Origin of the sequence: Burkholderia sp. BCC1644 (assembly GCF_902833225.1) — a bacterium.
GTDB lineage: Bacteria > Pseudomonadota > Gammaproteobacteria > Burkholderiales > Burkholderiaceae > Burkholderia.
The window spans coordinates 169,181-181,034 of record NZ_CADFEI010000005.1; the positions used below are offsets into that span (position 1 = coordinate 169,181).

The window sequence follows — 11,854 nt, forward strand, 5'->3', positions numbered from 1 at the left end:
TTCCTTTCCGGTTTCGCCCGCCCACGGCCCGTCCCATGCGTATCGACCGGCGCCTCCTTCAGCTCGCGTTCGGCGGGCTGTTCTGGCGCACCTTCCTGCTGATCGCGCTGCTGATCTCGGTCAGTCTCGCCGCGTGGTTCCAGAGCTTTCGCGTGATCGAGCGCGAGCCGCGTGCGCAACGCGTCGCGCTGCAGCTCGTCGCGATCGTGAAGCTCACGCGCACCGCCCTGCTCTATTCCGATCCCGATCTGCGGCGCGCGCTGCTGCAGGATCTCGAGAGCAACGAGGGCGTGCGCGTGTATCCGCGCGAGAAAACCGACAAGTTCAAGCTGCAGCCCGACGAATCGCTGAACCGCCTGATCGAACACGATATCCGCAGCCGCCTCGGCGACGATACCGTGATCGCGCAGTCGGTCAACGACATTCCCGGCGTGTGGATCAGCTTCAAGATCGACGACGACGATTACTGGGTCGCGCTCGACCGCGACCAGCTCGACAACGTCACGGGCCTGCAGTGGGCCGGCTGGGGGCTGTTCGCGCTCGCGCTGTCGCTGTTCGGCTCGGCGTTCATCACGAGCCTCGTGAACCGGCCGTTCTCGCGGCTCGCGCTCGCCGCACGGCAGATCGGCTCGGGCCAGACACCCGAGCTGCTGCCCGAGCGCGGGATGGGCGTTGCGGCCGAGACCAATCGCAGCTTCAACCAGATGGTGCGCGACCTCGAACAGCTCGAGGCCGACCGCGCGCTGATGCTCGCGGGCATCTCGCACGACCTGCGCACGCCGCTCGCGCGACTGCGGCTCGAAACCGAGATGAGCCCGTCCGACCAGGCGACCAAGGACGCGATGGTCGACGACATCGAACAGATGGACCGCATCATCGCGGCCTTCATCGACTACGCGCGCCCGTCGCAGCGCAAGCCCGAGCCGGTCGACCTGTCGTCGATCGCGCAGGAAGTCGCCGCGCGCGTCTCGGGCGAGGACGGCGTCGAGATCCGCACGCGGCTCGCACCGAGCGCGATCATCGAAGCCGACGAGACCGACATGCGCCGCGTGATCGGCAACCTCGTCGAGAACGCGCGCAAGTACGGCCAGAGCAAGCAGGACGGCATCTCGCGCATCACGGTCGAGACCCGCGTGTCGCACGCACGCGTCGAGCTGTCGGTGAGCGACGAAGGCCCCGGCATCCCCGAGGATCAGCTGCCGCTCGTGATGCGGCCGTTCTACCGCGTCGACACCGCGCGCACCAAGGCGGACGGCACGGGCCTCGGGATGGCGATCGTGCTGCGCCTCGTCGGCCGCTATCGCGGTGCGCTGCGCCTGCGCAACCGGAACCCGGAAGCGGGTCTCGAAGTCACGCTCGAATTCCCCGGTGCCGGCAAGGCACGTGCGACTGCGTGACGCGCTCACGCACGCTTCCCGCGCTTCACACTATCGATTCGGTTGAAAAAAACTATGAAGATAGTTAGTTAAAATCTATTGAAGCGTTTTATTAATAGTGTTATAGTCTTGCCCATGCTGTCACACCATCGTTGCAGCACCGAGGTAGCTTGACTCAGTCCTCTTCCCAACTCATACAGGAGTATCCGCATGAAAACCGTGGGCGATAAACTCGAAGCTTTCACCGTCGTAGCCGCGAAGCCGGGCTTCAACAATCACGAGGAAAACGGCCAGTCGGCATTCGAGACCGTCACCGAAGCGTCGTTCCCGGGCAAGTGGAAGATCATCTACTTCTATCCGAAGGATTTCACGTTCGTGTGCCCGACGGAAATCGTCGAGTTCGCGAAGCTCACGAAGCAGTTCGAAGAGCGCGATGCCATCCTGCTGGGCGGCAGCTCGGACAACGAATTCGTCAAGCTCGCATGGCGCCGTGAGCACAAGGACCTGAACAAGCTGAACCACTACTCGTTCGGCGACGTCAAGGGCGAGCTGATCGACCAACTCGGCGTGCGCGACAAGGAAGCCGGCGTGGCCCTGCGTGCAACGTTCATCGTCGATCCGGACAACACGATCCAGCACGTTTCGGTGAACAACCTGAACGTCGGCCGTAGCCCGGAAGAAGTCCTGCGCATTCTGGACGGCCTGCAAACGGACGAACTGTGCCCGTGCAACCGTGCAGTCGGCGGCGCAACGCTGTAAGCGCATCGATGCACGAAGCCCGCGGCGCACGTCCTGCCTGCGGGCTTTTTTAACGGCCAACCCATAGGAGATATCAATGGAATTCATCGACTCGATTAAGGCACGCATCCCCGACTACGCGAAGGACATCCGCCTGAACCTCGACGGCACGATCTCGCGCTCGTCGCTCGAAGGCACCAACGCGGTTGGCGTCGCGCTGGCGGCCGCCATCGCGGCAAAGAGCCCGGTGCTCATCAAGACGATCCGCGAAGCCGGCGTCCTGTCGCCCGAAGAGACGAACGCCGTGCTGACGGCGGCCGCGCTGATGGGGATGAACAACACCTGGTATCCGTATGTCGAGATGGCCGACGACGCCGACCTGAAGACGCAGCGCGCCGAACTGCGGATGGGCGCGTATGCCACGCACGGCGGCGTCGACAAGCGCAAGTTCGAGATGTACGCGCTCGCCGCGTCGATCGTCGGCAAGTGCCACTTCTGCGTGAAGTCGCACTATGCGCTGCTGAAGGACGAACAAGGGATGACCGTCACGCAGCTGCGCGACGTCGGCCGCATCGCGTCGGTCATCAACGCCGCCGCGCAAGTGATCGCCGCCGAAGGCGAATAAGCGGTTGCGCCACGCGCGCCGGCAGCGATGCCGGCTTCAAACGAAAATGCCACGCCGATGCGTGGCATTTTCGTTTCCGCGGGACGGCGTGCGGCGCGAACCGCGCGCCGCCACGCGCAACCGTCAGCCGCCCTGCTTCACCAGCAACGCGGCGGCCTGCGCCTCGATGCCTTCGCCACGGCCGAGATAGCCGAGCTTCTCGTTGGTCTTCGCCTTCACGTTCACACGATCGAGCGGCAGCCCGAGATCGGCCGCGATGTTCGCGCGCATCCCGTCGATATGCGGCGCGAGCTTCGGCGCCTGGGCGATCACGGTGCTGTCGACGTTCTGGATCGTGAAACCCGCCGCCTTCACGCGCTCGGCGCACGCGCGCAGCAGCACGCGGCTGTCCGCACCCTTGAACGCCGCGTCCGTGTCGGAGAAATGGCGGCCGATGTCGCCGAGCGCCGCCGCGCCGAACAGCGCGTCGGTGATCGCGTGCAGCAGCACGTCCGCGTCCGAGTGGCCGAGCAGGCCGCGCTCGTACGGAATCGTCACGCCGCCAATGATGAGGGGGCGCCCTTCGACGAGCTGGTGCACGTCGTAGCCTTGTCCGATTCTGAAATCCATGCGTGTTCCGATTGAGATGGGGTGAAAGTCAGGAAGCGCTCGCGGGGCGCGCGAGGATCGCTTCCGCGAGCGCGAAATCTTCCGGGTACGTGACCTTGAAATTGCGCAGGCTGCCCTGCACGACGCGCGGCGTATGGCCGGCCCATTCGATCGCGCTCGCTTCGTCGGTCAGGTCGTGCCCTTCGCGCTGCGCGCGCAGGATCGCCTCGCGCAGCATGCCGATGCGGAACATCTGCGGCGTCTGCGCCTGCCACAGCGCGTCGCGCGACTCGGTGCGCGCGATCGCGTCGCCACCGGCCGGCACGCGCTTGAGCGTATCGGCCACCGGCAGTGCGACGATACCGCCGACCGGGTCGTCCTTCAGCGTCGCGACGAGGGTGCGGATCAGCTCGGGCGTAATGCCCGGGCGCGCCGCGTCGTGCACGAGCACCCAGTCCTGGTCGTTCGCGCCGAATTCGGCCAGCTCGAGCAGCCCGTTCAGCACCGACGCCTGCCGCGAGCCGCCGCCGCAGCGGCGCACCGCGAAACGCAGGCCCGCGAAGCGGCGAGCGTCGAAATGGGAATCGTCGGGCGCGAGCACGACGAGCGTTTGCGCGAACTCGCTGCACGCGTCGAACGCGGCGAGCGTGTAGTGCAGCAGCGCGCGGCCGGCCAGCGTACGGTATTGCTTCGGCACGGCGGAGCCGGAACGGCTGCCCGTACCGGCACAGGGAATCAGGGCGAAAAGTCGGGGAGTCACGAAGGGAAACGCCGGAAAGATGAAATCGAGAAGCGGATTTTATAATAGGTCTTTCGTCTCGACCGGCGCACCGCGATGCGCCCGTGCACGCCACCCCTGTCGTCCCTATGCCAGATAACGCTTCCACCCCGTCCGCCTCGCCCGTTGCGCGCGTCAAACCCGGCCAGCGCTTTGCCTTCGACGGCACGCACGGCTCCGCCGACGCGCTCGCCATCGCCCGTTATCTCGCCGACAACCGCCAGGACGTGCCGCTCCTCGCAGTGATCTGCGCGAACGCCGTCGACGCACAGCGGCTCTCGCAGGAAATCCGCTACTTTTCGCCCGATGCGCGCGTGCGCCTGCTGCCGGACTGGGAAACGCTGCCGTACGACACGTTCTCACCGCACCAGGACCTCGTGTCCGAGCGGCTCGCGACGCTGCACGACCTCGGCGAGGGCCGCTGCGACATCCTGCTCGTGCCCGCGACCACCGCGCTGTACCGGATGCCGCCCGCCTCGTTCATGGCCGCGTACACGTTCGCGTTCGCGCAGGGCGAGCGGCTCGACGAGGCGAAGCTGAAGGCGCAGCTGACGCTGGCCGGCTACGAGCACGTGAGCCAGGTCGTGCGGCCCGGCGAATACTGCGTGCGCGGCTCGCTGATCGACCTGTACCCGATGGGCTCGCCGCTGCCGTACCGGATCGACCTGTTCGACGACCAGGTCGACTCGATCCGCGCGTTCGACCCCGACACGCAGCGCAGCCTCTACCCGGTGCGCGACGTGCGCCTGTTGCCCGGCCGCGAGTTCCCGTTCGACGAGGCCGCGCGCACGGCCTTCCGCAGCCGCTGGCGCGAGACCTTCGAAGGCGACCCGAGCCGCGCGCCGATCTACAAGGACATCGGCAACGGCGTGCCGTCGGCCGGCATCGAGTACTACCTGCCGCTGTTCTTCGACGAAACGGCCACGCTGTTCCACTACCTGCCGCAGGACGCGCACCTCGTGTTCACCGGCGATCTCGAGGGGTCGATCCGCCGTTTCACGGCCGATACGAAGCAGCGCCACGCGTTCCTCGCCCACGATCGCGAGCGGCCGATCCTCGAGCCGCAGCGGCTGTTCCTTTCCGACGAGGATTTCTTCGCGTTCGCGAAGCCGTTCGCGCGCATCGTGCTGCCCGCGCAGCCGGCCGGCGGCTGGGCGACCGCGCTGCCCGAGCTGACCGTCGACCGCCATGCGGACGATCCGCTCGCGTCGCTGCGCACCTTCGTCGAAACGTCGGGCAAGCGCGTGCTGCTGACGGTCGAATCGGCCGGCCGGCGCGAGACGATCCTGCAACTGCTCGCCGAGCATCACCTGCGCCCCGTGTCGAACGACCACTTCGCGGGCTGGCTCGCGAGCGACGAACGTTTCGCGCTCGGCGTCGCGCCGCTCGCGAACGGCTTCGCGGTGCCCGGCGAAGGTTATGCGGTCGTCACCGAAACCGAGCTGTACGGCGCGCTCGGCCGCCGCGCGGGCCGCCGCCGGCAGGAACAGGCGAGCAACGTCGACGCGATGGTGCGCGACCTGTCGGAACTGAAGGTCGGCGACCCGGTCGTCCATGCGCAGCACGGCATCGGCCGCTACATGGGCCTCGTGTCGATGGATCTCGGCGAAGGCGAGACCGAATTCCTGCATCTCGAATACTCGGGCGACAGCAAGCTCTACGTACCCGTCGCGCAACTGCACGTGATCTCGCGCTACAGCGGCGCCGATCCCGACAGCGCGCCGCTGCACGCACTCGGCTCCGGCCAGTGGGAGCGCGCGAAGCGCAAGGCCGCGCAGCAGATCCGCGACACGGCCGCCGAGCTGCTGAACCTATATGCGCGCCGTGCGGCTCGCGAAGGCCACGCGTTCTCGCTCGATCCGCGCGACTACGTGAAGTTCGCCGAAAGCTTCGGCTTCGAGGAAACGCCCGACCAGGCGGCAGCCATCGCGGCCGTGATCGGCGACATGACGAGCGGCAAGCCGATGGACCGCCTCGTGTGCGGCGACGTGGGCTTCGGCAAGACCGAGGTCGCGCTGCGCGCCGCGTTCATCGCGGTGCTGGGCGGCAAGCAGGTCGCGCTGCTGTCGCCGACCACGCTGCTCGCCGAGCAGCACACGCAGACCTTCGCCGACCGTTTCGCGGACTGGCCGGTGCGGATCGTCGAGCTGTCACGCTTCAAGACCGCGAAGGAAGTAAGCGCGGCAATCGCGCAGATCAACGAAGGCAGCGTCGACATCGTGATCGGCACGCACAAGCTGCTGTCCTCGGACGTGCAGTTCAAGCGGCTCGGCCTCGTCATCATCGACGAGGAACACCGCTTCGGCGTGCGCCAGAAGGAGGCGCTGAAGGCGCTGCGCGCGGAAGTCGACGTGCTGACGCTCACCGCGACGCCGATTCCGCGCACGCTCGGGATGGCGCTCGAAGGGCTGCGCGATTTTTCGGTCATCGCGACCGCGCCGCAGAAGCGGCTCGCAATCAAGACCTTCGTGCGCCGCGAGGAAGAAAGCGTGATCCGCGAGGCGATGCTGCGCGAGCTGAAGCGTGGCGGCCAGGTGTACTTCCTGCACAACGAGGTCGAGACGATCGAGAACCGCAAGGCGATGCTCGAGGCGCTCGTGCCGGAGGCGCGCATCGTGATCGCGCACGGCCAGATGCACGAGCGCGAACTCGAACGCGTGATGCGCGATTTCGTCGCGCAGCGCGCGAACGTGCTGCTGTGCACGACCATCATCGAGACCGGCATCGACGTGCCGAGCGCGAACACGATCATCATGCACCGCTCGGACAAGTTCGGCCTCGCGCAGCTGCACCAGCTGCGCGGCCGCGTCGGCCGCTCGCACCACCAGGCGTATGCCTACCTGCTGGTCCACGATCCGCAGTCGCTGACCAAGCAGGCGCAGCGCCGGCTCGAAGCGATCCAGCAGATGGAGGAACTCGGTTCCGGCTTCTATCTCGCGATGCACGACCTCGAGATCCGCGGCACCGGCGAAGTGCTCGGCGACAAGCAGTCGGGCGAAATCCACGAGATCGGCTTCCAGCTCTACACGGACATGCTGAACGACGCGGTGAAGGCGCTGAAGAACGGCAAGGAGCCCGACCTCACCGCCCCGCTCGCCGCGACGACGGAAATCAACCTGCATGCGCCCGCGATCCTGCCGGCCGACTACTGCGCGGACGTGCAAGAGCGGCTGTCGCTGTACAAGCGGCTCGCGAACTGCGAGCACGGCGACGCGATCGACGGCATCCAGGAAGAGCTGATCGACCGTTTCGGCAAGCTGCCGCCGCAGGCGCACGCGCTCGTCGAGACGCACCGGCTGCGGATCGCCGCGAAGCCGCTCGGCATCGTGAAGATCGACGCGAGCGAGGTCGCGATCGGGCTGCAGTTCGAGCCGAATCCTCCGATCGATCCGATGCGGATCATCGAGATGGTGCAGAAGCACCGGCACATCAAGCTCGCGGGCCAGGACAAGCTGCGCATCGAAACGCGCTCGCCCGATCTCGCGATCCGCGTGTCGACGATCAAGGAAACGCTGCGCGCGCTGGCCCCGAAACAGGGGGCGGCCGCCGCGGCGCGCTGACGCGATACCGACGGGCGCGACGTTGCTGCACCGCATCGCGCCCGACGAAGGCGGGCCGGCGCGTTTTTGAGTATGATTTCCCATTCATCAGACGGAGTTTTGCCATGTCCACTCTCGACGCGTCGGCGCCGTCCGCCGCAACCCGGGGCGACGAATCGCTCGTCAGCCTGCCGTGGGTCAAGCAACTGGTGTCGATGGACACGACGAGTCGCGTGCCGAACCTCGGCCTGATCGAAACGGTGCGCGACGCACTCGCCGCGAAGGGCATTGCTTCGACGATCACGCACGATCCGCGCGAAGGCTGGGCGAACCTGTTCGCCACCGTGCCCGCGCACGACGGCTCGACCAACGGCGGCATCGTGCTGTCGGGGCATACCGACGTCGTGCCGGTCGACGGCCAGCAATGGGACAGCAACCCGTTCGCGCCGGAAATCCGCGACGGCCGCCTGTACGGCCGCGGCACCTGCGACATGAAGGGCTTCATCGGCACCGCGCTCGCGCTGCTGCCCGACATGCAGGCGACGAAGCTGGCGAAGCCGATCCATTTCGCGCTGTCCTACGACGAGGAAATCGGCTGTGCGGGCGCACCGCTGATGATCGCCGATCTCGTCAAGCGTGGCGTGCAGCCGTCCGGCTGCATCGTCGGCGAGCCGACCAGCATGCGGCCGATCATCGCGCACAAGGGCATCAACGCGTACCGCTGCTGCGTACGCGGCCACGCGGCGCATTCGTCGCTGACGCCGAAGGGGCTCAACGCGATCGAATATGCGGCGCGCCTCATCTGCCATATCCGCGACATCGCCGACCGCTTCCGCGCGGAAGGCCCGTTCGACGAACTGTACGACGTGCCGTTCACCACCGCGCAGACGAGCACGATCCAGGGCGGCAACGCGATCAACACGGTGCCGGCCGAGTGCCGCTTCGACTTCGAATTCCGCAACCTGCCGACGCTCGATCCCGAGCAGATCTTCACGCGCATCGAAGCGTATGCGCAGGAAACGTTGCTGCCGCAGATGTTGCGCGAGCATCCGAATGCCGCGATCGAGTTCTCGAAGATCGCCGCGGCGCCCGGCCTCGACGCGACCGAACAGGCCGCGATCACGCAGCTCGTGCGCGCGCTGACGGCCGACCAGGACAAGCGCAAGGTCGCGTACGGCACCGAGGCCGGCCTGTTCGAACGCGCGGGCATCCCGAGTGTTGTGTGCGGGCCCGGCAACATCGAGCAGGCGCACAAGCCGAACGAGTATGTCGAGCTCGCGCAGCTCGCCGGCTGCGAGCAGTTCCTGCGCAAGTTCATCCGCAGCATGTCGGTCGACGCGCACTGACTGCCTCCCGCCACGCCGGCCCGCGTGTGCGGGCCGGCCCACTCCGCCACCCGCCACGTCATGTCGACTGAACAACAGGGCACCGCCCATGCGACGATCGACGGCGAGCCGATTCCGACGCTCGACGAAATCGCCGCTCAGCATTTCGCTTTGTCGCCGTGGGTCGCGCGCACGCCCGTGTTCGAGCGCGCCGACCTGCCGTCCCTCGAGGGCACGCACGTCAACTTCAAGTTCGAGCTGCTGCAGGAGAGCGGCAGCTTCAAGGCGCGCGGCGCGTTCACGCACCTGCTCGCGCTCGACGAGGCACGCAAGAACGCGGGCGTCACCTGCGTGTCGGCCGGCAATCACGCGGCGGCCGTCGCGTACGCGGCAATGCGGCTCGGCAGCAGCGCGAAGGTCGTGATGTTCCACACCGTGAGCCCGACGCGCATCGCGCAGTGCAAGCAGTACCGCGCGGAAGTCGTGCTCGCGGGCAGCGCGTCGCAGGCATTCGATCTCGTGCGGCGCATCGAGGCCGAGGAAGGCCGCTTCTTCATCCACCCGTTCAACGGCTATCACACGATCCTCGGCACCGCGACGCTCGGCTACGAATGGGCGACGCAGACGCCCGACCTCGACGCGGTGATCGTGCCGATCGGCGGCGGCGGGCTCGCGGCAGGCATGGCGACCGCGCTGCGGCTCGCGAATCCGCGCGTGCACGTGTACGGCGTCGAACCGGAAGGCGCGGACGCGATGAGCCGCAGCTTTGCGGCAAACCACACGATCAAGATGAGCGCGATGCAGACCATCGCCGATTCGCTGATGGCGCCGCATACCGAGGAGTACAGCTACCAGCTGTGCCGGCGCCACGTCGACCGCATCGTCACCGTGTCCGACGACGCGCTGCGCGCCGCGATGCTGTTCCTGTTCTCGCACCTGAAGCTGTCGGTCGAGCCGGCCTGCGCGGCTGCGCTCGCCGCGCTGCTCGGCCCGCTGCGCGAAACGCTGCAGGGCAAGCGCGTCGGCGTGCTGCTGTCGGGCACGAACACCGATCCCGGCACGCTCGGCATGCATCTCGCACACGCGAAACTGCAGCACTGACCCCACATCGGGCACCCACGGACCAACCTAGGGTTATCCCCAGATTATGTTGACAGCCCTGTTGATAACCCGCCGGACAAGCACGCAAGTGGTTGAGCGCGCAGCGTTTTGCACGCGCGAAGGTCGATCGTCACGAAATGGGCAGATGCGGCGGCCATGGGCCTCAACGTGGCCTCCCCGCGCGCGGGCGGTGATCGGCGCCGCGGCGATCGCGCTGCTCGCCGGTTGCGCCGTGCCGCCCTCACCCGTCGCCGGCGCGGCGCCGGCCTGCACGCAGCCGGGCGAGAACCGCATGCTGCAGGCCGACCTGCTGTTCGGGCGCGACATCGCGGGGCACGGCTCCGTCACCGACGCGGAACGCGCGGCGTTCCTCGCCGACACGGTCACGCCGCGTTTTCCCGACGGCCTGACCTACTGGGATACACACGGCCAATGGCGCGATCGCACGACCGGCGGGATCACGCGCGAGGACAGCTTCGTGATCCGTATCATCGCCGACGATACGCCCGACACGCGCGTGCGGCTCGCCGCGATCCGCAAGGCCTATATGGAGCGGTTTCATCAGGAATCGGTCGGCATGACGGTCGTGCCGGCCTGCGCGTCATTCTGATTCCACCGCTCCGGTCTCGAAAATGCGTGACGATTACTGACGCCCAGCCGCGTACTACGCAGAAAGCAACTGCGATATTGAACCAACTCACCAGTAAGCGCGGGCCAGCGGATGTCACGCGTGCACTCGGACACGCTCGTGTGCCGCGAAGCCAAGGAATCGACGTCGCCAAAGCGCGGTAATTGCCGACGCCAAAGCGCACCTGAATTCTGAGATAAATCAGCAATGTTGACACAAATGCAAATGAGATGCATTATCGTTTGCGTCGATTACGTTTTAACGTGACCGACACTTCCATCAATTTAAAATTGGAGTCCTGAGCAATGAAAGTATTGAGTAATCAGGAAGTGATGAAAGTATCGGGGGCCGGTCTTGCGGGGACCGTGGCTGGCGGCGTAGCCGGAACCGTGGCCGGCCAATATATAGGTGCGGAAGTCGGTGCTGGAATTGGCGCTGCGGCTGGATCCATCGTTCCAGGAGTCGGCACGGTGGGCGGAGCGATTATCGGCGGCGCAGTCGGCACGTTATACGGCCCGACTGTCGGTGGATTGACCAGCGCCTACGTACTCGACCGTATTCAAGAGTACGGTTGGTCGTACTTTTTCCCTCGCGGCGTCTCGTTTGAGCAGCTGTGGGAAGCGACGAGCAGCCTGTAGTTGATAGAAATAAGCCGATTCCCAGAAAAATTTAGCGGAATCTCGCCGCAATAATTCAATTATTATTTTCAATATCTCATGCTGATCCCTGTCAGGCGCTTTCTCGAGGTGACCATTGCGCGTCTGTTCGCCGCGCAGTTAGTGAGTATTGTTGCATTCTTGATGCTTGCTCAGAATCGAGCCGCTGAATATCTCGTGCTCTGTGCGACTTGTTTTGTCGGGGCATTCATTGTCGGGCGCCTGACCCGCATCTGCGGGCGATCCGGTTACGATCGATTGCCCTATTATCCGCGTTGGCTCTCAATGCAGGCAGTCATCCTCAATCTTGGGTTATCACTGATTGCCTTGGCCACTGGTCGGAACGGATGGATATGCGCTGTCACGCTTCCCAGCATTCTCGGCCTTGTTTGCAGCGACTATCTTTACTTGCGGCTTCAGAACCGGCCAAAGCGCTAACTGCACGTGCGAACACAGAACTCTCGACGATGAGAATTGTCTCGAGTCACACTGACAAGCAT

At 65.9% G+C, this 11,854-nt stretch carries 11 protein-coding genes; 9 read left to right on the forward strand and 2 right to left on the reverse strand.

What is annotated here, in order from left to right; all coding sequences use genetic code 11:
• Nucleotides 1-35 precede the first annotated feature (35 nt).
• From HWX87_RS11740 to HWX87_RS11750, 3 genes are all read left to right on the forward strand, one after another.
• The gene (locus HWX87_RS11740; RefSeq protein WP_176047278.1) at nucleotides 36-1,397 is read left to right on the forward strand and encodes an ATP-binding protein; all 1,362 of its coding nucleotides are present in this window, start codon (nucleotides 36-38) and stop codon (nucleotides 1,395-1,397) included.
• A gap of 189 nt (nucleotides 1,398-1,586) precedes the next feature.
• Entirely contained in the window at nucleotides 1,587-2,135 is a 549-nt protein-coding gene (locus HWX87_RS11745) for a peroxiredoxin (RefSeq protein WP_043188036.1), read from the forward strand.
• 76 nt (nucleotides 2,136-2,211) lie between these two features.
• Nucleotides 2,212-2,739, forward strand: coding sequence for a carboxymuconolactone decarboxylase family protein (locus HWX87_RS11750; RefSeq protein WP_176047279.1), 528 nt, complete (start codon nucleotides 2,212-2,214; stop codon nucleotides 2,737-2,739).
• Between the two features lie 123 nt (nucleotides 2,740-2,862).
• Here HWX87_RS11750 and ispF read toward each other — a convergent pair whose 3' ends face one another.
• Nucleotides 2,863-3,348 (reverse strand): 2-C-methyl-D-erythritol 2,4-cyclodiphosphate synthase, encoded by a 486-nt coding sequence (ispF, locus tag HWX87_RS11755; protein ID WP_034188783.1) that lies wholly within the window; start codon nucleotides 3,346-3,348, stop codon nucleotides 2,863-2,865.
• Between the two features lie 28 nt (nucleotides 3,349-3,376).
• A complete protein-coding gene (gene ispD / locus HWX87_RS11760; protein WP_176047280.1) occupies nucleotides 3,377-4,087 on the reverse strand; it encodes a 2-C-methyl-D-erythritol 4-phosphate cytidylyltransferase in 711 nt (236 codons plus the stop codon).
• 107 nt (nucleotides 4,088-4,194) lie between these two features.
• Here ispD and mfd point away from each other — a divergent pair, with 107 nt between their 5' ends.
• The 6 genes from mfd to HWX87_RS11790 all read left to right on the forward strand — a co-directional run bounded on the left by mfd (nucleotide 4,195) and on the right by HWX87_RS11790 (nucleotide 11,792).
• Nucleotides 4,195-7,665 (forward strand): transcription-repair coupling factor, encoded by a 3,471-nt coding sequence (gene mfd / locus HWX87_RS11765; protein ID WP_176047281.1) that lies wholly within the window; start codon nucleotides 4,195-4,197, stop codon nucleotides 7,663-7,665.
• A 104-nt stretch (nucleotides 7,666-7,769) separates the two neighbouring features.
• Complete coding sequence (argE, locus tag HWX87_RS11770; protein WP_176047282.1) at nucleotides 7,770-8,990, forward strand: acetylornithine deacetylase; 1,221 nt, start codon at nucleotides 7,770-7,772, stop codon at nucleotides 8,988-8,990.
• A gap of 60 nt (nucleotides 8,991-9,050) precedes the next feature.
• Complete coding sequence (locus tag HWX87_RS11775; RefSeq protein WP_176047283.1) at nucleotides 9,051-10,070, forward strand: threonine/serine dehydratase; 1,020 nt, start codon at nucleotides 9,051-9,053, stop codon at nucleotides 10,068-10,070.
• A gap of 145 nt (nucleotides 10,071-10,215) precedes the next feature.
• On the forward strand, nucleotides 10,216-10,680 hold the full coding sequence (locus tag HWX87_RS11780) for a DUF3574 domain-containing protein (protein ID WP_244137658.1): 465 nt from the start codon (nucleotides 10,216-10,218) through the stop codon (nucleotides 10,678-10,680).
• Between the two features lie 323 nt (nucleotides 10,681-11,003).
• Nucleotides 11,004-11,336, forward strand: coding sequence for a hypothetical protein (locus tag HWX87_RS11785; RefSeq protein ID WP_176047285.1), 333 nt, complete (start codon nucleotides 11,004-11,006; stop codon nucleotides 11,334-11,336).
• Between the two features lie 78 nt (nucleotides 11,337-11,414).
• Nucleotides 11,415-11,792 (forward strand): hypothetical protein, encoded by a 378-nt coding sequence (locus HWX87_RS11790; RefSeq protein ID WP_176047286.1) that lies wholly within the window; start codon nucleotides 11,415-11,417, stop codon nucleotides 11,790-11,792.
• Nucleotides 11,793-11,854 lie beyond the last annotated feature (62 nt).

Excerpts from the sequence above, each read along its gene's own strand:
- HWX87_RS11740 (WP_176047278.1), top strand. The coding sequence starts at position 36 with ATGCGTATCGACCGGCGCCTCCTTCAGCTCGCGTTCGGCGGGCTGTTC.
- HWX87_RS11745 (WP_043188036.1), top strand. The coding sequence starts at position 1,587 with ATGAAAACCGTGGGCGATAAACTCGAAGCTTTCACCGTCGTAGCCGCG.
- HWX87_RS11750 (WP_176047279.1), top strand. The coding sequence starts at position 2,212 with ATGGAATTCATCGACTCGATTAAGGCACGCATCCCCGACTACGCGAAG.
- ispF (WP_034188783.1), bottom strand. The coding sequence starts at position 3,348 with ATGGATTTCAGAATCGGACAAGGCTACGACGTGCACCAGCTCGTCGAA.
- mfd (WP_176047281.1), top strand. The coding sequence starts at position 4,195 with ATGCCAGATAACGCTTCCACCCCGTCCGCCTCGCCCGTTGCGCGCGTC.
- argE (WP_176047282.1), top strand. The coding sequence starts at position 7,770 with ATGTCCACTCTCGACGCGTCGGCGCCGTCCGCCGCAACCCGGGGCGAC.
- HWX87_RS11775 (WP_176047283.1), top strand. The coding sequence starts at position 9,051 with ATGTCGACTGAACAACAGGGCACCGCCCATGCGACGATCGACGGCGAG.
- HWX87_RS11780 (WP_244137658.1), top strand. The coding sequence starts at position 10,216 with ATGCGGCGGCCATGGGCCTCAACGTGGCCTCCCCGCGCGCGGGCGGTG.
- HWX87_RS11785 (WP_176047285.1), top strand. The coding sequence starts at position 11,004 with ATGAAAGTATTGAGTAATCAGGAAGTGATGAAAGTATCGGGGGCCGGT.
- HWX87_RS11790 (WP_176047286.1), top strand. The coding sequence starts at position 11,415 with ATGCTGATCCCTGTCAGGCGCTTTCTCGAGGTGACCATTGCGCGTCTG.